Here is a 25,535-nt window from a genome sequence, read left to right as displayed (position 1 = left end):
GCAGCTTTTACTCCAACCACATTATGAATTAAGCTTATTTCTCAAGTTCTTTTAATGCTGCAAGAACCCTTTCCGGACGGGCAGGGATACGTGTAATACGTGCACCTGTCGCATTAAAGATTGCATTCAGGATTGCAGGATGTGGAGCATCCAGTGGAGCCTCACCACAACCAGCCGCACCGTAAGGACCACTTGGACGATATGTTTCATTGAAGTGAAGTTCAATATCATCCGGAGCATCCTTTGGATATGGAATACCACAATTCTTCAAAGTGGTGTCATGGTTCAAATCTTCAAAGTCTTCCGAAAGAGCAAGACCGATACCCTGTACAAGACCACCATAGAAATTACCTTCTACAAGAAGTCTGTTCATGATCGTACCTACGTCAGCTACGCAAGTAAATTTCTCAACGGTAACTTTACCTGTTTCTGTATTAACAGCAACTTCCGGCAGGAAGATAGTATACATATAAGTTGCAAATGGATCGCCCTGTGCGGTATCCTGATCGATCGGATGATCTGCACAGAATGTAGTTACCCAGTTACCTTCATATTTTGTTGCAAGCCCTTCTGCTACCATCTCATCATAAGTACGGAATGTTCCGTCTTCTTTCTTCATTGCTGCTACAAGATTTTCTGCAGCCAGACGACATGCATTACCTGACATAACCTGTGAGCGTGATCCTCCTGCAGGTCCTGCATTCGGACATGTCTTCGTATCATTCATAACCAGTTTAATCTGTTCCGGTCTGATTCCTGCCTGACGCAGTGTTTCATGAGATGATACAAGAACACCCATATCAGCCCCCTGTCCATGATCTTCCCATGCAGCATACATCGTAACGGTTCCATCCGGATTTAATTCTGCAAATGCATTTGATGTATCAACACCATCAAGACCACAACCGTATACTCCAAGAGATACACCGATACCATATTTCATCTTTCCGTCAGAAGCTGCATTCTTTTCGGCAACACGTTTTTTCGCCGCTTCATACAATGGACGTGCTTTCTTAAACAAATCTTCCTCACAATATACCTCCGGTGGATAACCTGTCGGGATGGTAGTGCCCTCTGATTCTTTATAGCAGTTCATTTCACGGATATCAAACGGATCGATTCCCATCTTAGCTGCCAGCACGTCAATCGCAATCTCAGATCCCATATAAGACTGTGGTGAACCATAAGCACGGAATGCGGAGCCCCATGCATGGTTTGTAAATACGGTTGTTGATTTATTACGAATAGAATTAATTCCATAACCTGCGCCTGTAAACTGAGAAAGTCTCAAGGTAAGCAGATCGCCAAATTCTGAATATGGACCGTGATCTACATAGTTGTTACCCCAAAGTGCTAAGAGTTTACCATTTTCATCTGCTGCAAGCTTAATATTCATAAATGCAGGAGATCTCTTTCCTGTATAAGTAATGTTCTGGAACTGATTAAATACCAGCGATACCGGACGTTCCAGAATCTTAACAGCTGCACCAATCAGAGCCTCATTTGTCGGTGAGAACTTGTAACCAAATGTTCCGCCTGCATGGTTCTGAACAAGTCTTAAGTTTTCCATTGGTACACCGATACCATCTGCGATCATAGGCATATGAAGATGTATACCGATAGATTTGGAATGCACTGTTATCATACCGTCTTCATCAATATATCCATAACCACAGTCCGGCTCAAGGTGAAGATGAGGCTGGCGTGAACAGTAGGACTCGATCTCAACCTGCTGTGAATCCGGAATGCTGTCCCAGTCAAAGTCCGGTCCCTTGATACAGTTTGTCTCAAAAAATGCGTTTGGAGTACCAGGATGGATCTCTGCTGCATCCGGTGCGATTGCATCCATTGCGTTCATATATGCAGGAAGTTCTTCGATCTCCACCTTAACTGCATCTGCTGCTGCACGTGCATGCTCTTCTGTGTCGGCAGCTACGATCGCAATCGCATCACCAAACTGAAAGATCTTTTCGTCGCAGAGTACAGGACGTTCAAATCCGTCTGTCTTATTGTGTTTCGGAAGCATTACAAGACCATTGATCTTGTTGGTTCCGCCTGCTGCCTTAATGTCCTTCGCTGTAATAACACGAACAACTCCCGGCATACTCTCTGCTTCTGTTGTATCGATACTGAGAATATTTGCGTGAGAAACCTTGGCCTGTGTAAGTGCAAGACGAAGAGTTCCCTCCGGCATCTTTAATGCATCATCTGCACCGAAATCCCAGGTACCTGTTACCTTCTGTGCTGCTGATGGACGGATATAGTTTGTACCGACGATAGAATCACCTGTCTGCTTGAATACGAGGTCTTCTTTGGTCATCTCGCCACGCATAACTGCTGCTGCCGCCATGGTCGCATCGATAAGCGGCTTGTAACCTGTACAACGACAGAGATTACGCTGCTTGTTAAACCAGTCCCTCACTTCTTCACGGGTAGGGCTCGGATTATTATCGAGTAGAACCTTTGCTGAAATAATAAAACCTGGTGAACAGAAACCACACTGTGCACATCCATATGCCATCCATGCAACCTGTATCGGATGCATATCAGAAATTGTTCCCACACCCTCGATTGTTGTGATCTCTGCATTGTCCGGAACACGGCTCATCTTGTAAATACAGGATCTTGTAACTTTTCCGTTCATAATAACATTACATGCTCCGCAATGACCTTCTCCACAACCGATCTTACATCCTGTAAGAAGAAGATGCTCACGAAGTACCTGAGCCAGTGTCTCATCCTTATCAAGAATAAGGATTCGCTCCACACCATTGATCTTCAGTGTCTTTTTAATCATGTTTCATTCCTCCTTTAAAAAATACACGTTCCGATGTTACAAATCTTCTGACTTATGTGTTCCGCATGGATCATGATCGACTCCCTTACCCGTCAGATCTTTAAGTTTTTCCATTCCTCTGACAGAATAGAAAACAATGGAAGAGCTGCTTCCGTCCAGATTCTCACCGCTGAGTTTTAAAACATTCGCATTCTCATAATAATCAATCGGAAGTGTCCGACTGTATTGCTCTCCTGTGCGCTCATCTTTTACCTGTATCGTAACTTCTTTTGCGGTAATTTCAAAAATCTTATCCATGGAAACGTTCTCCTGTTTACATTATTTTGTATAATTTCATGTTATCATAATTTTGTACAGTTTTACAAATTGTAAATAATTATTAGTTGGCTATTTTTTTCTCTTTTTTATATTGTTTTATTACTTTGTCGAAAATTTCACTATTTATTCCCACTTTTTATGCTATAATAATATCAAATTTGTACAATATTATTTTTCGGGAGGTATCTATGATGCAGACAGGTGCTCTCATCGTAGCTGCAGGGAAATCGTCACGAATGGGAGACTTCAAGCCCATGCTTCAGCTTGGATCCATTTCCATCGCGCAGCGTGTGATTAATAACTTCCGGCAGGCCGGAATCTCTAAAATAGTGGTGGTAACCGGATACAATGCGGATGCTCTGGAACGCCACCTTGCTTCCAATCATGTTATTTTTCTTCGAAATGAGGACTATGAAACTACTCATATGTTTGATTCTGTCAGGATTGGACTGGAATATTTAAAAGACAAAGTGGATACGGTACTCTTTACACCTGTAGATGTTCCACTATTCACAGCACATACCGTTACACAAATGCTTTCTCTTGGACAGCCTCTTGTCACTCCGGTCTGTAACGGAACTCCAGGTCATCCGATCCTGATTCGTTCCTCATTAATTGAGTCCATTTTAAGCAATGATGGAAACACTGGTCTGAAGGGTGCTGTAGAACATTGTGGAACTCCCATGTATTGTTTAAATGTAGAAGATCCTGGAATCATTCATGATGCGGATACACCAGAGGATTATGCAGAACTTCTTCGTGCACACAATCAAAGTCTGATCCGTTCAGAGATTCAGATTCAGCTGGCACGGGAAAAGGTCTTCTTTGATGAACAGCTTTATTCGCTGCTTACACTGATTCATGAAACAGGATCTGTTCGTGATGCCTGCGAACGCATGCACATTTCCTACTCCACCAGCTGGAATCTGATCCATACATTAGAATCTCAGCTTCATGAACCGCTGATTATTCGAAGTCAGGGCGGTGTAAAGGGCAGTCACAGTGAGCTGACACCATACGGAGAAGAATTTTTGAAGCGATATGCCCGTTTTTCAGAGGAAACACGTACCTGTTCCGAAGCAATATTTGAAAAGTGTTTCAGAGGATTTTTCAATGCGTAATCTTTATCTTATTCGACACGGAAAACCACAATATCCAGATGAACATTCTTACTGTATCGGTCAGACTGATTTTTCTTTATCTATGCTTGGACATCTGCAGTCAGTCCTTCTTCACGGAGAACTGGATGATAAAATAACTGCTGTTTACTGCAGTCCTTTGTCAAGAGCTATGGAAACGGCTGCACATATCACACCTGATCTTCCACATATCACTATCTCAGATTTAACAGAACGAAATCTGGGAGAATGGGATGGTCTTTCATTTGATGAGATACGCAAAAGATGGCCGGACATATATGAAGCACGTGGAATGAATCCTGATTACCCGATTCCAGGAGCAGAAACTCCTTTCGCATCTGGCATGCGTTTTTCGCAGGCAATTTATGAGATTCTTCGTTCTTCTGAGGGTGATATTGCGATTGTTGCTCATACAGATGTAATTTCTTCTTATCTGTATTTGCTTGATTCAAAACAGCATGCCAGACAGTATTTTCGTCTTCCATGTGGTTCCTATTATCATCTGAACACAGACGATAACGATCATGTTATCTTATCTGATTTGACTTACCTGCAGCCTCATCCTGACTTGCATGACGAACTATGCCGGATGCTTCGCGATTCGGTGTCTCTTCCTCATCATGTACAGGCGCACAGTGATGCAGTGACTGAATTGGCTTGCCATTTCTGCGATCTGCTGGAATCTCATGGTTACTTTTTTAATAAAAAACTGATTCGCTCCGGAGCACTCCTTCATGATATTGCCAGACTTCAAAAACATCACACCAAAACAGGTGGTGATCTTTTCTTACAATTAGGCTATACTGAAATCAGTCAGATTATTTCACAACATCATGGTTTACAGAAGACACTTCTGAATGAAGCGGCTATCGTCTTTTTATCAGATAAACTAATTCAGGAAACCGAACGTGTAACCATCGAAAAACGATTTGCGGAAAGTCTGTGTAAATGTAACAGTCCCGAAGCTTTGAAATCTCATGAACGACAGCTTAAACAGGCTCTTGATCTGCAAAATATGATACAGACCATCTGTCACATGACGATATGACTTATAGAAAATTACAGGAGGTGTTTTATATATGAGAACTTTATTTCAGATCATACAACAAGAATTTCAAAAAGAAAACGACCTTGTGCTTGCATCCATCGTTGCTTCCTCAGGATCAACGCCAAGAGGTGCCGGTTCCCGTATGTTGGTTGGAAAAAAAGGCCGAGTTGCCGGAACCATAGGCGGAGGTTCTGTCGAATATCGTGCAGAGCTTATGGCGCTTGATATTCTTGAAAAGAAAGAATCCTGTGAACATGAATTCCGGTTGAATCGCAAAGATGTTGAGAATATCGGTATGATTTGTGGTGGTGATGTTACCGTATTTTTCCAGTATCTGGACCATAATGACCCTATTATTATGGAACTTGCAGTAACTGCTGAGACATTATATAAAGAACGAAAAGATTTCTGGCTGATCTGTGATCTTCATGCTACATCCGGTATGAGTCTTTACAGTGCATCCTATGGATTGACTGGAAATGCTGATGTTCCTTCTTCCATCTTATCTTCCTTATCAGCAAGACCATGCCGTCATCGCAATGAAACCTGTGACCTGTTTACAGAACAAATCGGTACATCCGGAACTGTCTATGTATTTGGAGGCGGGCATGTTTCACAAAAGCTGGTACCAATACTTGCAAGTGTTGACTTTCACTGCATCGTTCTGGATGACCGTCCGGAATTTACAGATCCTGCTCTTTTCCCGGATGCAGCGGAGACAATCCTTTGCGATTTTGATCATCTGGATCAGAGCATTTCTATCACAGATGCTGATTATTGCTGTGTCATGACACGAGGTCATGCCTATGATACGATTGTGCAGGCACAACTTCTTGCCACACCTGCATTCTATATCGGCGTCATTGGAAGTCTCGCCAAAAGAGCTGGTGTATTTCATCGTCTCGTAAAAGAGTATGGAATCGATGAGCGAGAATTAGACCGTATTATCACGCCTGTGGGACTTAATATTAAAGCAGAAACACCTGCTGAAATCGCAATATCTATCACAGGACAAATGATTCAGGTTCGAGCTGAAAGAAAGGCTGCTATGAAATGATGACAAAACATGTCTACAAAACTATTATATTCGGTGCCGGACAGATTGGGCAGATGACTGCCCGACTTCTTGGAAATTCCTATCAGATCATGTGCTTTGCCGATAATGATCCGCGCAAACATGGACAATTTATTGGTAATATCCCAATCTGTTCTCCATCAAAGGCCGCTGCTCTTCTTCCTGATCTGATTATTCTTGGCGTATTGGATGAAGAGCGGCGTGGTTCTATGATGCAGCAGATGGAGCACTTGGGCTATCACGGTTCATTTTGTGATCCTTCTGCACTTCGCATGTTCGATGCACGGGTTGCGGTTATGCGCCTTTTAGCCGAACAGATGCATCAACAAAATATCCCTGGAGATGTGGCAGAACTTGGTGTTTTCCAGGGTGATTTTTCTTGCCTGATCAGTACAGCCTTTCCAGATCGAAAAATACATCTTTTTGATACTTTTGAAGGCTTTTCAGAAAAAGATATTGCCGTAGAAACCTCCAGGCATCTGTCTCGCGCTAAAACAGGTGACTTTTCTTCTACAGATGTAGACTCTGTTCTTCGCATCATGCCTGATCCATCACATGTGATCATCCATAAAGGATGGTTTCCGGATACTTTTTCCGATATTACCGATGAAACTTTCTGTTTCGTATCATTAGATGCAGATCTCTATGCTCCAACTGCTGCTGCATTACCTCTGTTTTATGAACGTCTGTCTATCGGCGGAGTTCTCCTGATCCATGACGTATACAGTACCCAGTTTTCCGGATGTAACAAAGCTGTAGACGAATTCTGCCTGAAACACCACCTGTTTGCAGATCCTGTATGCGATCTGCATGGAAGTGCTATTATCCGAAAAATCATTTAAAACCTAATCGGAAGCCTTTCATAATCCTATATGCCTTCTGTATTATGCTATTTTACGAGATACCCTCCATCCACCGGAATGATTGCTCCGTTGAGATAGTCGGATGCATCTGATGCCAGAAAAACACAAGGACCTTTCATATCTTCCGGAGTTCCCCAGACGTGAGCAGGAATACGTCCGGTAATTTCTGCATATCGTGGATTCGATGGATCTGTCAGTGCCGTGTTCATCTCTGTATCCATATACCCAGGTGCGAGAGCATTCACATTAATTTTTTTTGATGCCCACTCATTACAAAATGCTTTTGTGAGCTGAGCTACTGCCCCTTTCGATGCTGCGTAAGCCGGAACAGTATAACCACCAAAGAAAGATAACATAGATGCAATATTTATAATCTTGCCCTTGCTATCCTGTGCAATAAACTTTTTGGCAGCTCTCTGACACCAGTCAAATACTGCATTCTGATTCACTTCAATGACATACTGATAATCTTCCATTGGAAATTTCTTCACTTGGATGACAGCGCTGTACTCCCGCTGCATTTACCAGAATATCCAGAGGATTTCCCAACTTTTCCACAGCTTCTTCAAATCCTCTTGCACGATCTTTGGCATCTGCCAGATTTGCAATTACTCCATGACACAAAAATCCTTTTTTGGTAAATTCGTCCGCAACTGCTTCTGCTTTTGCAGATGATCCTACAATGACAACTTCTGCTCCTGCTTCCATCAAGCCTTCTGCCATGCCATATCCCAGTCCTCGCGTTCCACCTGTAACGATTGCTTTTCTTCCTGTTAAATCTGTAAAATTCTTCATCTTCTCCTCCATTCTGTGCAGTAATTACACGTTACGCAATCGATTGCGTAATTAATAATACCACAGAACAATTACTCCACACTTTAAAAGACATAAAATTTACGGATATAGAAGAACAGGGCTTCATGCCGATATATGAACGTCAGGAAATCACTGACGATCTCCATGAAACCTGCGGATTCAGAACGGACTATCAATTCATAACAAAACGGAAAATGAAAGGAATTCAGAAAAAAAGTAAGCAGAGATAAAACATTACTATATTTCGTGTATGCAGATAAAAGTGCCACACCCCTTGCACAGGGATTGTGGCACTTTTTTAACTAATCAACTGTCAAAGATGAGATTATATAATCATTTTAGTCTTTAAATATGTATCAGAATCGTTAATATTCTGAAAATATCCCTCATTGGATTCCGTATAACAAACAAAAATTCCTACAGTATTTAAAAATCTATAGTTTAACGGATTCCTTTGTGAAAATATCAGCAATTTCGCATTCCGTGCAGACTTTCTTATAGATTTCCGGATCATTGATATTCTGAAAATAGTTTTCCGGTGCACTGGTATGGTATAGGGAATATCCCACTGTATTTAAAAATACGATACACCGATGATCTTCCTGATTCCAGAAAATCTGTGATCTCTTTATAAAGTCTGGCATCATATACCGCTATCAGCGATTCTTCTTTTCCATTATGACACAGCATAGTCACCGGTTGGTCGGCTTTTTCCATTGCGAACTTCAACAGATTTTGAAGTTCTTCCACAGGTACCAGCGGCGTATCTACCCCCAGCACCAGGCATTTTTCTGTCTTTGCCCTTCGAAAACAGCTCTCCAGACCGCCAAGTGGACCCTGACCGGAAATTCGATCCGGCACAATCTCTTCCCCTCACTGTGTTCCACGATATCCAGAAATTAAGATCTGTTTTGCTCCCAACTGACATCCTTTTCCGATCTGTATCTTCAAAAATGTCTGTCCATCTAAAAGCAGATCTGACTTCTCCCTTCCCATATGGCTGCTGGCACCACCTGCCAGGACTACCAGCGTAAAATCTGATGGCAATTGCTGTTCTGCCAACTGACCGTTTTCTAATTCAGATATATCAGTCTGCATTTTCCGATTATTTTCTGGCACAGTTCGTTGCCTCCCCGGTCAGGATCTGTAATCCATGTTCCAGCGCTGGAATAATATATTCCAGACTTTCTCTGACTGCTTTCGGGCTTCCCGGCAGATTCACGATCAGTGTTCCTTTTCGAATACCTGCTGCTGCACGACTGAGCATAGCTCTTGGTGTAATCGTCATACTATATGCTCTCATTGCTTCCGGAATCCCCGGCACTTCACGTTCTATAATATCCTTTGTTGCCTCCGGCATACAGTCTCTCGGCGAAAATCCGGTTCCACCCGTAGTTACAATCAGCTCTGCTATTCCCTCATCTGCTATACGAGCCATCTCATCTGCCAGCATCTTTCTGTCATCCGGCAAAAGAATGGTATGCACCACTTCGTAATCGTTCGCTTCCAAAATTTCCTGGATTACCGAGCCACTTTTATCTTCTCTCTCTCCTGCATATCCAGAATCACTGGATGTGATAATCGCAGCTTTCATAATTCCTTATCCTCCTATCTGGGACATTAATTTACATTCATCTGTCTCAATCTCTTCCGATGTAAAATGATGACTGACCGGTTTTTCCCATATTACTTTCTGTATTGCCTCTGTCAGTTCATCATCTGTGCATCCTGAACGCATCAAATTCTTCAAATCCGTTCCAGTCTGATATTGCAGACAGGCTTTTAAAAATCCTTCTGCTGTCATACGCACACGATTACACTGGTCGCAAAACTTATGTGTCATCGCACTGATAAATCCTATTTTACCCTGAAATTCTTCTATTTTATAATAATGACACGGTCCATTCCCATATCGTTCTTTTATTGGAGTCATTCTTCCATATGCTTTCTCTAATATTTCGCATATTTCACTTTCTCCCCGAAACTGAAAATCCTTTCCATATCCAATCGGCATCATTTCAATGAAACGAACATGAATCGGATATTGCTTTGCAAGTCTCGCTATCGATACCAGATTTTCCTGCTCTTCCACTACCGGCACACAATTAATCTTCAATCCAATCTGCGGATACTGTAATGCCGCCTGGATTCCCTCCAGCACCCGATCCAGACTTTCTCTCCTGGTTACCTTTGCAAACTCTGCTGCATTTAAAGTATCCAGACTGATATTTATATCATCAAGCCCCGCTTCTGCCAGATCTGCTATCTGTTCTTCGAGTAATACACCATTGGTCGTTAATGTCACTTTTTCGATGCCAGGAAGTTCTTTTAACATTCGAACCAGTGTGGCACAATTCTTTCTAATTAACGGTTCTCCTCCGGTCAGTTTGATCTTACGTATACCTAAACCAGTCATACATCTGCTGATTCTGGTAATCTCATCATAAGTCAGAATTTCTTCATGCGGGATCTGCACAACTCCATTTTCCGGCATACAATAGACGCACCTGAGATTACATCGATCTGTAATGGATATCCGCAGATAGTCAATCTCTCTTCCAAATCTATCCTTCATACTATTCTTTCGGGTTTCGATATAACCCGCTTTTTCCTCCGCTTTTTTCTACCAGATGAATGTCCGTCAGCTCCATGGACTTGTCAATTGCCTTACACATGTCATAAATTGTCAAAAGTGCCACATTCACACCAGTAAGCGCCTCCATCTCCACACCGGTCTGACCTTCCGTTTTGGCTGTACAGATTGCCGTAATTTCAGATTTTCTTCATCCAGTTCAAAATCTACCGAACACTTCTGAATCATCAGCGGATGACACATCGGAATCAGATGAGATGTCTGTTTTACCGCCATAATGCCAGCCACTCTTGCTACTCCAAGTACATCTCCTTTTTTCACAGTCCCCTGTTTCACTGCATCCATCACAGCCTAACAGACACGAATCTTGCCTTTTGCTACTGCTGTTCTGGATGTCGGTATCTTTCCGGACACATCCACCATAACAGCGTTACCCTTCTGATCAAAATGATTCAGCTTATTCTCCATCTGCCTCACCTGCTGCCTTCTCTATCACAATTTCATCGCCTTCTGTCAATACGCCACCATGAAGTACTCTGGTAAAGATACCTTCTCTTGGCATAATACAGTCACCCATAATTTTATAAATCTCACATCCACTATGACATTTTTTCCCGATCTGTGTCACTTCTAATAATACCTCTCCGCTGCGAAGTCTGGTGCCAACCGGCAATGCCTTCAGATCGTATCCACTTACAATCAGGTTTTCTCCAAATGCTCCGTCTTCGATCGGTGCTCCCTTTGCCTTGAATTCTTCTATTTTTTCATAAGAAAGAAGACTCACCTGGCGATGCCACTTGCCGGCATGGGCGTCCTTCTCGATTCCAAATTCTTCCATCAGTCTGGCACTATGTACATTCTTTTTCTGTGTACCTTTCTTCTCACTGATATTTACCGCCATAATCTTTCCCATTTTATTTCCTCCTTCATCCCTCAATTCACTCTTTCGAAATAAAGAGATGTCCGTTATACTAGATCTAGTATAACACATAGTAAACATGATAAAAGAATTGTTTTTTCAATTGGAGAAATTATGTATATTAACGAACAATAACAAAATCTGTCTCTGCTAGAGACAAAAACATATCAATATATCGGAAGAAATGGAGAATCCCGTACGGAACAAGAAGAAGTATTGAACGAACATATGATGGATGTCTATATAAATGATCATCTGACTATGAAACTTGTTTGCCTGCCCCAGCATCTGACTGAACTGGTTCTTGGAAGATTGCTGACAGAACAAATCATCACGTCTTCCGAAGATGTAGATCATATCTATATCTGTGAATATGGAAAACGTGCAAAAGTCTATTTAAAAAATTCGGCACGCAGCACACAATCCTCATCGGATGCCTTTGTAGAAGTAACTCCTACCTGCTGTACCGGCAATCATATTTTAAATGATTACTTTGTTACATCCAAAGAGCCGCAGTCACTTACACCGATTTTCTGGAAACCAGAATGGATCTTTCATATGGCGGATGCCTTTGCGGATGGTTCTCCTCTCCATGGCATTACCTTTGCCACACATAGCTGCATTCTCGCTCAAAAAGATCACATTCTGTTTTCCTGCGAAGATATCGGACAGCACAATGCTTTGGATAAAGTGATCGGCTACGCTCTGCGGCACAATATTGACCTGCATCAATGTATGGTATATTCCAGCGGCAGAATACCTACTGATATGACTTTAAAGGTCATCCATGCAGGGATTCCAATTCTCTCCAGCAAGGCTTCTCCTACTTCTGAAGCAATTGATCTTGCAAAAAAATATCACCTGACCCTGATCTGTGCAGCCAGAAGGGATTGAATGAAAGTATTTACGAAATAATGTTTGACAAACGCATATTAAACCACCGGAACTGGATATTGAAAGCTTTTTCGCATTTTTCACGAAAGAATCACCGTATCATAGATTACCTCAACCTTGATACGGTGATTCTCTCATTTATTTTAATAACATCACATCTTTTTCATCTATCCCAATCCATATCTTATTTCCAGAAATATGCTTTTGGTACTGCTGCCATTGTTCTTTCGTCACATCTACGCGAATCCTGGCTTCTTCTTTCGTAGATACGATCAAGATATACGAAAACACGTCCTCAATCACTCTTTCCACTTTACATGGAAATACGTTTTTCGTTGTGCCATCTGCTTCCGGTAGTACCGGATGACTTTCTGATGCATCCGTTATATCCTCCGCTTTGCAGGCATAACCATCCACAGGTGATCTGTCAAACGGCGGGTTATCAAATCCTGCAATCATATCCTTTGCCAACACTCTTCCACATGCCTGCAAAAGTGGTACAGTTTCCGTTTCCTCTATTACTTTTGTATGTTCCAGCAGTGCTTCCAGTGCCTACTCTACCGTAAGCTTTTCCATGCTTATTCCTCCTGTCCTGCTCTTATACGCCCTTTCCAAAGCTGCAGTTCGGATAATGACATTCTTTGCAGCCAAGACAGAATCCGCCATTTCCCATATGTGCCAGATCTTTTTTTGTCACTTCTATACCTGCGATAATACGTGGCAGAACAAGATCAAATACGGTGGCTTTTGCATACATCACACATCCCGGCAGTCCCATTACCGGTGTGCCATCTTCCAGATAGGATAACAGGAACATCGCTCCCGGAAGTACCGGAGCACCATAAGATACGATTCTCGCTCCTGTATTTTTGATCGCGCCCGGTGTCTTATCATCTGGATCCACGCTCATACCACCGGTACAGACAATCAGATCTGCCCCTTCTTCTTTTAATTTCATAATAGCGGCAGTGATTTTTTCCATATCATCATTGCACAGAATATGTCCGTGAATTTCAGCACCGTAAGATTTCATTTTTTCGATGATTACCGGTGTGAAAGTATCCTTAATTCTTCCATAAAATACTTCATTTCCGGTGGTTACAATTCCTACCTTCCGTTTCTTATAAGGTGCCAGCGATACCAGCGGTTTTTCTCCTGCTGTTTTCTTCACCAAATCCATTTTTTCTTTTGCAATCACCAGCGGAATCACACGGGTTCCTAAAAGACGGTCACCTTTTTTTACCGGGAAATTTGTATGACGGGTGGCAATCATAATCTCATCAATCTCATTAATAGCATCCAGCCTCGGCACATCCACCTGAAATACTCCGTCACAATCTGCAATCAACTCAATTTTTCCTTCTTTTACATCCGTTGGATGCATATTCTCATTGATGCACACATCACACAGAATCTGCGCTGCTTCATTTTCATGCAAAGTATTTTCATCCTTCTCCCACACATAAAGATGGTCTTTTCCCAGAGATAGCAAAACCGGAATATCTTCTTCCTGTACAATATGTCCTTTACGAAAGGCTGTATCTTTTACCACATCCTTCACAATTCTGGTAATATCATGGCACAGTACATGTCCTACCGCGTCCGTTGTTTTAATACACTTCATGACGTTCCCCTTTTACTTTCTGTCTAGAAAAGTTATAAATTTATATGGAGTAATTGTAACATATTGCCAAGAAAAACACAATTTTCATAAACACGGGAGTTTGACACATTGAAATCCAAAAAAATACCGCAAAGCCTTGAACACGGGATGTAATTATTCTTCTACAGCGAATAAATATGGTTGCTCCTACGGACAAGTTTATGCATGGGTTAGAAAATACAAAGATAAAGGAATCGAAGGATTATATGATCGACGAGGTAAGAACAAAGCGATTTCTCAATTATCAGATATTGAGAAGTTGAAAGCTGAAAACCGACTACTAAAAGCTCAAACACAGCAGCAACAAATGGAGATTGATTTCTTAAAAAACTCGACGAAATAGAGAGGAGGTGAACCTGACCAAGACACGCAATACAACAAAATACCTTGCAATCAAAGAATTATAGATTATTTCTGGCTTTCCATACTGGCAGTCATAATTGTTATCTCCATAATCATCGCATATTATGCCTCTGCCCATGAGCAGGCATCTTCCCAACCAGTATCTGCTAAACGCCATTCTGACATTGATGTAACTTTTGACGCTCTGCGTTCATCCCTGGAAAACACATCAAAATGCTATCTATCCGTAAGGTGTGGCTACCAAAAACACTGGCTTACATTCTGCGGGAATGGAAGAAGTCCCAGGACGAGCTGAAAGGCTTCCTTGGCGACGAGTATCAGGACTTCGATCTGGTGGTGGCACTTCCCAATGGACGGCCCTGCGAGGATCGGATCATCCTCAAAGAGTTTGCAAAGCTCCGTGAGGACGCAGGGCTGCCGAAGGTGGTCTTTCATTCTCTCCGTCATTCCAGTACCACCTACAAGCTGAAACTGAACCACGGCGATCTGAAAGCCACCCAGGGCGATACAGGCCATGCCGAGATTGACATGATAACCAGTATCTATGCTCACATTCTGGACGAGGATAGAAAGGTCAATGCTCAGAAATTCGAGACTGCCTTCTATGCCAAGCCTGATCTCCGCAATGTCCGTCCGCCGGAGGAACCGGCAAAATCGGAGCCTGCGACCCTGGACCTTGAAAGCCTTGTGGAGCAGCTTCAAAAGTCGCCGGAGCTGGCAAGTGCGCTCGCAGCCCTGATAGCAGCGCAAGCCCCGGCAAAGTGATCCGAAAAATCGAATTAGCAAAACGCAGAATTTTCTTAGCAAATTTCTGAAAAACGTTCAAGTCCAATTAGCAAATATACATCATGCGGCGCATAAAAATCTCCCGGTAACGGAAGTGAAATTACCGGGAGAAGGAGGAACAAAAAAACGCTGCAAACCCCGAAAAAAGGCTTGCAGCGGTGCTTTCTGGCGTCCCAGAGAGGATTTGAACCTCCGACCCCACGCTTAGGAGGCGTGTGCTCTATCCAGCTGAGCTACTGAGACATTTTTAAGATTTATGCAATTTTCACTGCTCGAAGGAATCGAACAATCTGCCGCTTAGGAGGCGAGTGCTCTATCCAGCTGAGCTATGACGACATATATGGTTGTGAACGCTTCCGAAGTGTTTCCGGAAAGTTTTCACAACCATTATTCTACTATATTTATTTTGAAATTACAAGAATTAATTCTGAAGCCTTTACTTAACAGCCGGTAACATGCAACTGTCCCTGCAACCAGATCGTTCCCTTAAAACGACGTCCAACTGCCGGTTCTCCAAGAAGATCTTTACTGTTGATGCAGACATCAAACTGCATATCATTGCTCTCGATCGTCATCTGGCAGATTTCTTCACCGGTCAGAATATTCTTAAATTTCATAACATCCTGAATCTCGCCAAGTACATTATACTGATCACATTCGATTCCATACGGCATGAAATAAGAGTCTACGATCGTAAGAATATCATCTGTAACGATTCTCTGTGAAATCATGGAATACGTATCCATATCTTCCATTGTAAGACTCTCCATTGCCTCTTCATCGCCTTCTCTCGCTGCTGCGATAAGATTGGCTCTGTTTTTGGAAAGCTCTCTCTCTACCTTTACAGCCTCTTTATCCTTCTGCACCGGGAAAAGGATCTTTCCTTCGGAAGCCAGGCCGGAAATCGTCAGAGGTCCGGTACCAGGATCCTTAAGGCCTTTACTTTTTTCCTGCATATATTCTGCTGGGTTCAACAGATAAAAGATCAATGTCACACCAATTCGAAGATCATCACACGCACCTGCATAAGATTCTTTTTCTGTATGACGCTCAACCGTTACTTTTTCCCTGGATGTGATTCCTGTTCCCCTGAAAAACGGGAAGTAATATTCCACGTGAAATTCACCGTTCTCATCATACTGACCGCAAACGCTGATTCCGCAATCACATCCGTAATTCTTGGAAAACTGTACAAAAACACCTTCCGGATGATTTTCCACGCAAACCTTTTCATCATAGGTCTCGATCACATCTTTGATAATTTCTTTTATTTCGTTTCTTTTGGTAATCTGTGAAAAACCAACGGCTTTTAAATAATTGTGCACAAGAACACCTCCCTGAAAAAGTCTGCGTATTGATTACGCGCGAGTCTTTTTCTCAATCTTTGTCATGCCACCCATGTATGGCTGCAGAGCTTTCGGAATGCTTACAGAACCGTCTGCATTCAGGTTATTCTCCAGGAAAGCAATGAGCATTCTCGGAGGTGCTACTACAGTGTTATTTAATGTATGTGCAAGATATTTCTTACCATCTTTGCCGTTTACACGGATCTTCAGACGACGTGCCTGTGCATCACCAAGGTTGGAGCAGCTTCCTACCTCGAAGTACTTCTTCTGACGTGGGGACCATGCCTCAACATCGAGAGATTTTACTTTTAGGTCAGCAAGGTCACCGGAGCAGCACTCAAGTGTACGAACCGGAATATCAAGAGAACGGAACAGGTCTACTGTGTTCTGCCACAGTTTGTCAAACCACATCTTGCTCTCTTCCGGTTTGCAGACAACGATCATCTCCTGTTTCTCGAACTGATGGATACGGTAAACGCCTCTCTCCTCAAGTCCGTGAGCACCTTTTTCCTTACGGAAACATGGAGAATAGCTTGTAAGAGTCTTAGGAAGCTCTTCCTCCGGAATGATCTGATCAATAAATTTACCGATCATGGAATGCTCACTTGTACCGATCAGGTAAAGATCCTCACCCTCGATCTTGTACATCATTGCATCCATCTCAGCAAAGCTCATAACACCTGTAACAACGTTGCTTCTGATCATGAAAGGCGGTACACAGTAAGTAAATCCTCTGTTGATCATAAAATCTCTTGCATAAGAGATAACTGCGGAATGAAGACGTGCGATATCTCCCATCAGATAATAGAATCCGTTACCAGCAACACGTCTTGCGCTATCAAGGTCGATTCCATCAAAGCTCTCCATGATATCTGTGTGATACGGAACTTCGAAGTCCGGAACTACCGGCTCACCGAATTTCTCGATCTCTACGTTCTGACTGTCATCTTTACCGATCGGTACAGAAGGATCGATGATGTTCGGAATTACCATCATATCTTTCAGAAGCTCTTCCTCAACCTCTTTCTCTCTCTGGGAAAGCTCCTCAATACGGCTTCCGGATGCAGCAACCTGCTTCTTAACCTCTTCAGCCTCTTCTCTTTTTCCCTGGCCCATAAGAGCACCGATCTGTTTGGAAATCTTATTTCTCTCTGCACGGAGAGCCTCAACCTCCTGCTTGATCTCTCTGTTCTCTTTATCAAGTTCAAGAACCTTGTCAACAAGCTCCAGCTTGCTGTCCTGGAATTTGTTGCGGATGTTCTGTTTTACAACCTCCGGATTCTCTCTCACAAACTTAATGTCTAACATGATATTCCTCCTGTATTATAAATATTCTTATATTTTCTGCTGTTGGATCTCCAGCTGCTTTTCACTTATATCTGTCTGCAGCTTATTCTTTCTCAATCTCACCAAGTCCGAAATTTACAGCCTTTCTTAATGCCTCTACCTCTTCCTGACTGAGCACAACATAAGATTCTCCCTTTACAATCTCCTTTAAATAAAGGAAACAGTTATCACGGCTGTGAACCGCATTCAGGATCAGTCCTGTGTTGTTTTTGTCCAGAAGTGCCAGTGCAAAACTGAGTTTTCCTCCAACATCATCAAAAGCATCGTATTTTTCAACACCGTATTTGCTGAACATTACATTCAGATTCTTCTTAATAAAGCTGATGTCGTGATCGTGGTCTTCCTTTGCTTCATACAGACGATCAATCTGTGCAAATTTTCTTACAAATACTTTTTCCAGTGACTGTGCATCCCCGCCTCGCATAAACAGCTTATATTTCCGTTCCAGACGGCTCAGACGCATATTGCTGCTCACCACATTGAACAGAAGAATGATGGTGAGGATAAGCAAAATGATGATCACAATCCCGGAATCAATTCCTATGCTTTCAAAAATCCCGCTCATTCTGCCTCCTATCTGATAGATTCGAACAGATCAATGATCCTCTCCAGTTCATCTCTGGAATAATATTCAATTTCAATTTTGCCTTTGTTGTTTTTCTTACGCTGAATAGATACCTTTGTTCCCATGATGCCTTTCATTTTTTCTTCCAGGCTCTCATAAATAGCATCTTCTGCGGTATTTCTCTCTGTTTTTGCTTTTTTCGCAGGAGAAACCAGATTTTTTACAAGCTTTTCTGTCTCACGGACACTGAGCTTTTCGTCAAAAACTTTCATGGCCGTACTTTCCTGAAGTGCTTCATCCGATATTCCGAGAAGTGCTCTTGCATGACCGGCTGAGATCATATCTGCGATCACCATCTCCTGCACCTTTGCTGTAAGCTTCAGAAGTCTCATGGAGTTGGTAACGGCAGTTCTGCTCTTAGCTACTCTGTCTGCGATCTCGTCCTGCTTCAGATGAAATTCTTCCATCAGGCGCTTATAAGCCATCGCTTCTTCTATCGGATTCAGGTCTTCCCGCTGAATATTCTCAATCAGAGAAATCTCCACGATCTCCTGATCTGTAAATTCTTTTACAACAACCGGAACTTCTTTCAGGCCTGCCATCTTAGCAGCTCTCCAGCGACGTTCCCCTGCTATGATCTCGAAATAATCTTTCTTATCTGATACAAGTAAAGGCTGAAGAACTCCATATTGTTTAATGGACTCAGAAAGTTCCATCAGTGCATCCTCGTCAAAATGCTTTCTCGGCTGATTCCGATTCGGCTCTACACTGGAAATTTTTACAAGGCGCTCCGCAGCCGGTTTCTTCTCAGAAACTGTTTTTTCTCTTTTTACTGTGGATCTTGTTTTTGGGGGTGTTTCTTTCGCCGACCCTCCGGCTTTATTCGGGATCAGTGCATCCAGGCCTCTGCCGAGACCTCCTGTTTTTCTTGCAGCCATTATTCACCCTCCCTGTTAATAACTTCTTCAGCCAGGAGTCTGTAACTTTCAGCTCCTGTGGATCTTGAGTCATACAGATTGATGGGTTTTCCATAGCTTGGTGCTTCTGCAAGACGTACATTTCTCGGAATGATGGTTTTGTATATATTCTGATCCAGGTTTTCTTTTACATTTTCTACAACCTGGAGTGACAGATTTGTTCTGGCATCATACATGGTAAAGACCACGCCCTCGATCTTCAGACGTTTATTCAGTCGGTCTCTTACCAGTTCGATCGTATGTATCAGCTGTGACAGACCCTCCAGTGCGTAATACTCACACTGAATCGGCACCAGAACGGATGTAGCTGCTGTCAGCGCATTGATCGTCAGCATACTCAGTGATGGCGGACAATCCATGATTATGTAATCATACTTCCTACGCAGCTTATCTGTGATCTTTTTCAGAATAAATTCTTTATCCTCAAGCTCAACCAGCTCAATCTCTGCACCTGAAAGGTTCATATTGGACGGTATCAGATCAACATTATCTACGATATTTTTTATAATGGTGTCTTTGATTTCTGCTTCTCCAAGCAGCAGCTCATAAAGGGTATTTTCCAATGCGTTCTTATCTGCGCCAAGTCCGCTGGTGGTATTTCCCTGCGGATCAATGTCGATAGCAAGAACCTTTTTCCCCTTTTCAGCAAGGCAGGCCGACAGATTGATCGCTGTTGTTGATTTTCCAACCCCGCCTTTCTGATTGGCAACTGCAATGATTCTTCCCATTTTACCCCTCCTTTTGTTGTTTTTAAGGGATTTTTACTCATTGGACACCATTATAACACTTTTATTTTTAAACCGCCACATAATGTTTCACGTGAAACAATAGAAATTGGCTTTTGAATCATTTCATTTATTGTGTAGTATACCCAAAGTGATTTCTTTTAATCAGATACTCTACACTGCTTAAACAACCACCAGGTATCTGCCAGAAGATAATTTCTTTCTATGAGTATCTATTGCACTCCGGGAAATTATTACATCAAGTCCAGACTCTCAACACATGAATTACTGTGCCAAATGTTCTCGATATGCATTTGCAAGTCTGCGAGCAGCTTTCTTGAGTTTCATACTCTGAGTTTTTTTCCTTCGATACAGCCAATACAGTGATTTTTTTATTTCTATATATCAATTCCTGTATTCCGATTCCCTGGACCTGATACCATAGTTTCACGGAATGGTAAGAACATACATAAAGTTTCTGAACTCTTCTTAATATATAGTTGACAAATAATGTCTGCCCATATCTGCCATTGTCCAACTGTGTGTATCAACATATCAGGTATCAGAGCCCCACGGATCAGGTTAATTGGCTACCCTTTGATAAACAACACCTATTCCCCTCAATATCGTGCATATCTGCATCAAAATCCGTCAAATTGAACAGGAAGATAGGAAATGTTTCAGATGATTTTCCGTCCACTTTTCGGAATATAAATCCGATTTTTGGCATATAATAAAATGAAACACAGTTTATATTTTTCGCATTTTCTTAATACGTATTTACGTATCACTGTATTTTTGATATAATATTACGAAATAATAAATATTAAAATATGTTGGTTTTATAGTATTATTCTATAAAATATACCTCTTTTTAAGCATTTTAACTTTATGTTGTAAAATCCGTTCTCAAAGCTTTTAAAAATCATTTGCATCATTATCGCCAACATTGTTCTCTCTTTTTAAGTTCTCCATATTTTTGCCAGCCAGTAACTGTCCTTTTTATTTATTTCTCTGGTTGTCCAGAAATTTTTCTGCTTTTTCTGCCTGATTTTCTCACGGGCAGCCTTATTTTCCTGATTATCAGGTTCTGCTTATTACTGGAATCGTAAGAATTTCTTATAGCAATTCAAAAAATCGATTAACCAAAGGGACAGATCTACGAAATTTCCGGGTGTAAAGTCCAAAAAGGGATTCGTAAACTCGCAAACATGTATTATTTCGATTCAATAAATTAATGCGTCAAAGCAAAGAAGCTCAGGGCATGAAGCACAAGAAAGATGCTCGCAGACTTACAAATCACGTCCAGAACCTTTGATGTAGCAATTCATATTCTAAAGCTCTCCAGTTAATGTCATATTTTGTTGAAACGCTATCACTCAGTTAATTTTCCTGTTTTCGTCTGATCCGAAATCATATTTTTCTTTATTTCTTCTGCATTTTCCTTCATATGGTTTCTTTTTTATACATTATTTATCATCCAAATATATGTTTGTTTGACCATTATAAGTACTGTTTATAGGACTTTATTCTTGTTTTAGCCCTATAATTAGTACTTATAAGTCATATTTCTTATTATTTTTTGTCTTTTTTAAGTTATGTTTTTATAGTGTACAATATATTGGACTTTCTTATTTTTTATATCTAATTTTCAAAAAATCCCCTTTCATTTCTTGCTATTGCCGCTTCGTTTCCTTAAATGCTATAATGTACCCAATTACTTTTTGAAAGGAACTTTCCAAACATGAATTCAAATAATAAAAACCTTGCTAAAGCTCAACTAGACAAAGCACTTCAGGGAAACGAAAAGATTGAAGCTGCCATTGCAGCCCTTCAGAAAGAAGCTACAGAAGAAATGCTCGCTCACGCTCTTACCGTGCTCAGACGAAGAATGAAAGAGCAGGCCCAGCTGATCATTGCCGTAGATCCGCCTAAAGGCGACGGAAAAATCAATCTCCAGGCTATTCAGACCAGAGATGGTAAACAATGGTGGGCTGCTTTTACCAGTTTCGACGAGGAATTAAAAGGAAGCAATCAGATCATGTCCACATTTACCGCAGACATAGACAAGATTTTTCAGTCTGCTTTGCAGGAACCATCCATTGAGGGAGTTATTATCAATCCATGGAACCGTACGATCATGCTGAATAAGGCTTTGATCAATATCATCCTGGGGAATACTCTGTAATTTTCTATTCTGCTATTATCTTCAAAAGCAGATCAGTCTTACATGTTTCACGTGAAACATAGCATCACAAGAAGATGCAGTAAAACAAAAAAGAAGGGATTTTAATATGAAAACTTACGAAGAATTACTTTCTGATATTGAAGAAGATATAGATCTCATGGGAACTTCTCACACAGTGTATGCCGGAATGGAAGATGGCCGTATCACAGATTATGATTATCTTCCATCTGATTCCTGCACGATCTCAATAACTTTAAAAGAGCTTCAGGAGTCTCTTCATCAAAAATTATTGTATGAAAGAGCTTCCCATTTTGCTATGAGTACCGACAAAACTGCCCCAAAACTGGCTGTTATCTTTCCAGGTATCGGATATACCGTCGATAAACCTTTGCTGTACTATTCAATTCAACTTGCCAGGCATTATGGATATCAGATAAAATCTATTTCCTACGAATCACTTCCCGGCAATATAAAAGGCAATTCCGAAAAAATGAAGCAGGCTTTTGACATTGCGTTCAAACAAACTGAACAATTGCTTAAAGATCTTGACTGGTCTTCTTACGGTGAAATTCTTTTTATTTCCAAAAGCATTGGTACCGTCATCGCATCTGCTTATATTTCTAAGTATAATTTAGTTGCCAAAAGCATATTGTTCACTCCGCTCACAGAAACATTTCAATTTTCTCTTTCCGGCGCTATTGTCTTTCACGGCACTTCCGATCCATGGGCAAAAACACCATCTATCTGTACACTGGCTGAGCAAAAAGAAGTTCCTGTTTTTCTCATAGAAAACGCAAATCATTCCCTGGAAACGGAAGATATATTAAATAATCTTTCTATTTTAAGAACTACTATGGAACACGTGAAACATTTTATTTCCGGAGAGTGATTCCATTTCGCTCCATGGTCACAAAATTATTGTAAATTTTATATTGATAGCGTATAATATGGAATAGAAATATTCAGAAAAAATCACGGCAGATTCATGAATTCTTAGAGTAATAAAGTGTATTTTTACATATAGTGTGTACAGCGTTCTTGTTTATCTTCTGCCATGATTATTTTTTAAGATCTCAGGAGGCTTTCAATGAAGAAAAATGGACATAAATTACTTACACTTGCCGCGTTATTAGGAACAGCCGCAGGAGTTATTCATATTGCTAACCGTTTTATAGATGCTACTTCCCAGCTCAAGGATATGTTGGAGCAACCGCACAGTAAGACATACGACTGGCGTTTCGGAAAGATTCATTATACCAGACAGGGACAGGGAACACCTCTTCTCCTTATTCATGATATTATGCCTGGTGCATCCGGCTATGAATGGCAGGCTGTTGAAAAGCAGCTCGCAACAGAGCATACCGTTTATACCCTCGATCTCCTCGGATGCGGACGTTCCGAAAAGCCCGATATCACTTATACAAATTTTGTATTCGCACAGTTACTTTGTGATTTTGCCAAGAATGTTATCAAGGAAGAAACCGATGTTATCGCAAGCGGCTTTTCCGGATCTTTTGCAATTATGGCATACCGTAATAATTCCGATTACTTCCGCAAGATCATGCTTATCAATCCGCCAAGCCTCAGTTCTCTGAAACAGGCTCCTTGTGAAGACAATAAACTGTTCAAACATTTTATTGAGCTTCCGATCTTCGGAACGCTGATCTATCATATGGTTTCTGCACGTGAATCCATCAGCAGTATGTTTATGGAGAATCTGTTTTTTAATCCGTTCCACGTAACAGATACGCTTGTAGATACTTATTATGAATCAGCTCACAAAGGTGGAGCCAATGCCAAATATCTGTATTCCAGCTATATTGGCAAATATCTAAATATCAGTATCAATAATGCAGTATCTTCTTCCGATGCCTGTATTTATATTGTCTCCGGCGAAAAGGAATCTTCCGGTTCGCTTATTGCAGAAGAATATCAGAAACTGAATTCTTCTATTGAAACTGCTGTTATTCCTGATACCAGACATCTGCCTCATATCGAAGATCCTGAAGCTTTCCTGGAACAGGTATCTATCTTCCTGTAAAATCAATCGAATATTTTCGTAATCCCGCAAGGGACTTACTTGATCCGAGTCAATCGGATATTCGCAATCCGCTTTCGCTACTTGCTCATAACCGAATAACTGCTCCGCAGTTTATCAGGAGGAGCTTGTACCCCTCCTGATACAAGTAAGTCCCACCCACTGCTTATTGCTCCTCGCAATTGAAGCAGGGGACTTACTTGATTCGGTTAAAATTTTTGTTCTCAAAAAACAGTGCTTATACCATTATTTAGAAAAAAGTATAAGCACTGTTTTTATATAGCTTTTTGATTTTCATGAGTGTGTTTCACGTGAAACACACTCATGATCTATTTTGTTTTAATCTCAAATTTACCTATCCTCATTAGCGCAAATATTCCCATCACTTAGTGTCCTGCACACTTGAAATGATGGGAATATTTATGTTGTTCATTTTATTCCTGTCAAGCAAATAAAATCGTCTATTTTTACTATCTCAAAGCCTGTTCTAAATACATATGTGTCGTATTATCAATCAGTTTATGCGTCAGCTCTGCCATATGCTGTGTAGATTCCTGATTATCTGATGAAAGCCAGGTCTTGATCATTCCCACGCAGCCATTAAGGCAAAACGCATACGCATATTCAATGTCTCGATTATCTTTTGGCAGCTTAATAGATAAGCGATGCAATACCGTTTCTGCGATCAGTTTCTCAATTCGATTCACAAAAGCCATATCTCCATTTTTTCCGAGAAGTGCAATACAAATATCCTTATTATTATCCAGGATCGTAAATATCTGCTCAATAAACGGATAAGAGCTCTCTTTATTATTAAGAGGATCCAGCGGATAGTCTGCAATCAGATGTGTGATCTCATCCATCAGTTCTCCCTCAACAGATTCCAACATCTGATAAATATCTGTATAATGCAGATAAAACGTCGAACGGTTAATATCTACCTCTTCTACCAGTTCCTTCACCGTGATTTCTTTAATACTTTTTTTCTGCATAAGACGCGCCAGTCCCGCGCGAAGCTGAGCCTTTGTTTTACGCACTCTTCTGTCAACTTTTTCCGCCATCTCAATTTCCCCCA

At 41.3% G+C, this 25,535-nt stretch carries 23 protein-coding genes, 1 tRNA gene and 4 pseudogenes; 11 read left to right on the top strand and 17 right to left on the bottom strand.

Annotated features, from left to right (window positions below; all coding sequences use genetic code 11):
- Window positions 1-34: 34 nt before the first annotated feature.
- Together WMO28_RS11920 and WMO28_RS11915 are read right to left on the bottom strand one after the other, a co-directional pair.
- Window positions 35-2,797: a molybdopterin-dependent aldehyde oxidoreductase gene (locus WMO28_RS11920; protein WP_178642250.1), complete on the bottom strand. Its 2,763-nt coding sequence runs from the start codon at window positions 2,795-2,797 to the stop codon at window positions 35-37.
- A 36-nt stretch (window positions 2,798-2,833) separates the two neighbouring features.
- Window positions 2,834-3,094 (bottom strand): hypothetical protein, encoded by a 261-nt coding sequence (locus WMO28_RS11915; protein WP_119240229.1) that lies wholly within the window; start codon window positions 3,092-3,094, stop codon window positions 2,834-2,836.
- A 209-nt stretch (window positions 3,095-3,303) separates the two neighbouring features.
- Between WMO28_RS11915 and WMO28_RS11910 the strand changes: the two genes are divergently transcribed.
- Genes WMO28_RS11910 through WMO28_RS11895 form a run of 4 tightly spaced genes read left to right on the top strand, consistent with a single transcriptional unit; the run spans window position 3,304 to window position 7,219 of the window.
- Window positions 3,304-4,236, top strand: coding sequence for an NTP transferase domain-containing protein (locus WMO28_RS11910; protein ID WP_227573955.1), 933 nt, complete (start codon window positions 3,304-3,306; stop codon window positions 4,234-4,236).
- Entirely contained in the window at window positions 4,229-5,302 is a 1,074-nt protein-coding gene (locus tag WMO28_RS11905; protein ID WP_349057116.1) for a histidine phosphatase family protein, read from the top strand. Before WMO28_RS11910 ends, WMO28_RS11905 begins: the two co-directional genes overlap by 8 nt.
- Before the next feature lie 31 nt (window positions 5,303-5,333).
- On the top strand, window positions 5,334-6,359 hold the full coding sequence (locus WMO28_RS11900; protein ID WP_178642256.1) for an XdhC family protein: 1,026 nt from the start codon (window positions 5,334-5,336) through the stop codon (window positions 6,357-6,359).
- Window positions 6,356-7,219, top strand: a complete 864-nt coding sequence (locus WMO28_RS11895; RefSeq protein WP_110103571.1) for a TylF/MycF/NovP-related O-methyltransferase — start codon at window positions 6,356-6,358, stop codon at window positions 7,217-7,219. Before WMO28_RS11900 ends, WMO28_RS11895 begins: the two co-directional genes overlap by 4 nt.
- A 47-nt stretch (window positions 7,220-7,266) precedes the next feature.
- On the opposite strand, the pseudogene WMO28_RS11890 reads toward WMO28_RS11895, so the two are convergent.
- A pseudogene (locus WMO28_RS11890) lies at window positions 7,267-8,035 on the bottom strand (SDR family NAD(P)-dependent oxidoreductase).
- Window positions 8,036-8,094: 59 nt separating this feature from the next.
- Between WMO28_RS11890 and WMO28_RS17160 the strand changes: the two are divergent.
- Window positions 8,095-8,286, top strand: a pseudogene (locus WMO28_RS17160) (IS1634 family transposase); the annotation flags it as partial.
- Between the two features lie 280 nt (window positions 8,287-8,566).
- Here WMO28_RS17160 and mobA read toward each other — a convergent pair.
- The 5 genes and pseudogenes from mobA to WMO28_RS11865 all read right to left on the bottom strand — a co-directional run bounded on the left by mobA (window position 8,567) and on the right by WMO28_RS11865 (window position 11,562).
- Window positions 8,567-9,154, bottom strand: a pseudogene (gene mobA / locus WMO28_RS11885) (molybdenum cofactor guanylyltransferase).
- A 7-nt stretch (window positions 9,155-9,161) separates the two neighbouring features.
- On the bottom strand, window positions 9,162-9,650 hold the full coding sequence (locus WMO28_RS11880; protein WP_021976150.1) for a MogA/MoaB family molybdenum cofactor biosynthesis protein: 489 nt from the start codon (window positions 9,648-9,650) through the stop codon (window positions 9,162-9,164).
- A 6-nt stretch (window positions 9,651-9,656) separates the two neighbouring features.
- Window positions 9,657-10,631: a GTP 3',8-cyclase MoaA gene (gene moaA, locus WMO28_RS11875; RefSeq protein WP_044960389.1), complete on the bottom strand. Its 975-nt coding sequence runs from the start codon at window positions 10,629-10,631 to the stop codon at window positions 9,657-9,659.
- Window position 10,632: 1 nt separating this feature from the next.
- Window positions 10,633-11,117, bottom strand: a pseudogene (gene moaC, locus WMO28_RS11870) (cyclic pyranopterin monophosphate synthase MoaC).
- Window positions 11,107-11,562 carry an MOSC domain-containing protein gene (locus WMO28_RS11865; RefSeq protein ID WP_015526506.1) on the bottom strand — a complete coding sequence of 152 codons (456 nt, stop codon included), beginning with the start codon at window positions 11,560-11,562 and terminating at the stop codon, window positions 11,107-11,109. Before WMO28_RS11865 ends, moaC begins: the two are co-directional and overlap by 11 nt.
- A 222-nt stretch (window positions 11,563-11,784) precedes the next feature.
- Here WMO28_RS11865 and WMO28_RS11860 point away from each other — a divergent pair, with 222 nt between their 5' ends.
- Window positions 11,785-12,462: a formate dehydrogenase accessory sulfurtransferase FdhD gene (locus tag WMO28_RS11860; RefSeq protein WP_349057115.1), complete on the top strand. Its 678-nt coding sequence runs from the start codon at window positions 11,785-11,787 to the stop codon at window positions 12,460-12,462.
- 138 nt (window positions 12,463-12,600) lie between these two features.
- Here WMO28_RS11860 and WMO28_RS11855 read toward each other — a convergent pair whose 3' ends face one another.
- Window positions 12,601-13,002: a hypothetical protein gene (locus WMO28_RS11855; protein WP_349057134.1), complete on the bottom strand. Its 402-nt coding sequence runs from the start codon at window positions 13,000-13,002 to the stop codon at window positions 12,601-12,603.
- 58 nt (window positions 13,003-13,060) lie between these two features.
- A complete protein-coding gene (locus WMO28_RS11850) occupies window positions 13,061-14,086 on the bottom strand; it encodes a molybdopterin-binding protein (protein WP_021650138.1) in 1,026 nt (341 codons plus the stop codon).
- A 136-nt stretch (window positions 14,087-14,222) separates the two neighbouring features.
- Here WMO28_RS11850 and WMO28_RS11845 point away from each other — a divergent pair, with 136 nt between their 5' ends.
- Window positions 14,223-14,468 carry a helix-turn-helix domain-containing protein gene (locus tag WMO28_RS11845; protein ID WP_092071104.1) on the top strand — a complete coding sequence of 82 codons (246 nt, stop codon included), beginning with the start codon at window positions 14,223-14,225 and terminating at the stop codon, window positions 14,466-14,468.
- 212 nt (window positions 14,469-14,680) lie between these two features.
- Entirely contained in the window at window positions 14,681-15,253 is a 573-nt protein-coding gene (locus WMO28_RS11840) for a site-specific integrase (protein ID WP_349057133.1), read from the top strand.
- Window positions 15,254-15,440: 187 nt separating this feature from the next.
- Here WMO28_RS11840 and WMO28_RS11835 read toward each other — a convergent pair.
- From WMO28_RS11835 to WMO28_RS11810, 6 genes are all read right to left on the bottom strand, one after another.
- Window positions 15,441-15,517, bottom strand: a tRNA-Arg gene (locus WMO28_RS11835).
- Between the two features lie 197 nt (window positions 15,518-15,714).
- Complete coding sequence (locus WMO28_RS11830) at window positions 15,715-16,599, bottom strand: DUF3881 family protein (protein WP_349057114.1); 885 nt, start codon at window positions 16,597-16,599, stop codon at window positions 15,715-15,717.
- A 33-nt stretch (window positions 16,600-16,632) separates the two neighbouring features.
- A complete protein-coding gene (gene serS, locus WMO28_RS11825) occupies window positions 16,633-17,928 on the bottom strand; it encodes a serine--tRNA ligase (protein WP_349057113.1) in 1,296 nt (431 codons plus the stop codon).
- An 82-nt stretch (window positions 17,929-18,010) separates the two neighbouring features.
- Entirely contained in the window at window positions 18,011-18,532 is a 522-nt protein-coding gene (locus WMO28_RS11820; protein ID WP_349057112.1) for a DUF4446 family protein, read from the bottom strand.
- An 8-nt stretch (window positions 18,533-18,540) separates the two neighbouring features.
- Window positions 18,541-19,470, bottom strand: a complete 930-nt coding sequence (locus WMO28_RS11815; RefSeq protein ID WP_349057110.1) for a ParB/RepB/Spo0J family partition protein — start codon at window positions 19,468-19,470, stop codon at window positions 18,541-18,543.
- Window positions 19,470-20,237 (bottom strand): ParA family protein, encoded by a 768-nt coding sequence (locus WMO28_RS11810; RefSeq protein ID WP_349057108.1) that lies wholly within the window; start codon window positions 20,235-20,237, stop codon window positions 19,470-19,472. Before WMO28_RS11810 ends, WMO28_RS11815 begins: the two co-directional genes overlap by 1 nt.
- A gap of 1,741 nt (window positions 20,238-21,978) precedes the next feature.
- Here WMO28_RS11810 and WMO28_RS11805 point away from each other — a divergent pair.
- The 3 genes from WMO28_RS11805 (at window position 21,979) to WMO28_RS11795 (ending at window position 24,463) form a co-directional block, all read left to right on the top strand.
- Complete coding sequence (locus WMO28_RS11805; RefSeq protein WP_349057107.1) at window positions 21,979-22,422, top strand: SseB family protein; 444 nt, start codon at window positions 21,979-21,981, stop codon at window positions 22,420-22,422.
- A 106-nt stretch (window positions 22,423-22,528) separates the two neighbouring features.
- A complete protein-coding gene (locus tag WMO28_RS11800; RefSeq protein ID WP_349057105.1) occupies window positions 22,529-23,311 on the top strand; it encodes an alpha/beta hydrolase in 783 nt (260 codons plus the stop codon).
- 198 nt (window positions 23,312-23,509) lie between these two features.
- The gene (locus tag WMO28_RS11795; protein WP_349057104.1) at window positions 23,510-24,463 is read left to right on the top strand and encodes an alpha/beta fold hydrolase; all 954 of its coding nucleotides are present in this window, start codon (window positions 23,510-23,512) and stop codon (window positions 24,461-24,463) included.
- 467 nt (window positions 24,464-24,930) lie between these two features.
- Here WMO28_RS11795 and WMO28_RS11790 read toward each other — a convergent pair whose 3' ends face one another.
- Window positions 24,931-25,521, bottom strand: coding sequence for a TetR-like C-terminal domain-containing protein (locus WMO28_RS11790; RefSeq protein WP_349057103.1), 591 nt, complete (start codon window positions 25,519-25,521; stop codon window positions 24,931-24,933).
- Between the last annotated feature and the right edge of the window lie 14 nt (window positions 25,522-25,535).

The organism is Blautia aquisgranensis (assembly GCF_040096615.1).
GTDB lineage: Bacteria > Bacillota > Clostridia > Lachnospirales > Lachnospiraceae > Blautia_A > Blautia_A aquisgranensis.
This window is presented reverse-complemented; position numbering and strand designations above follow the sequence as displayed.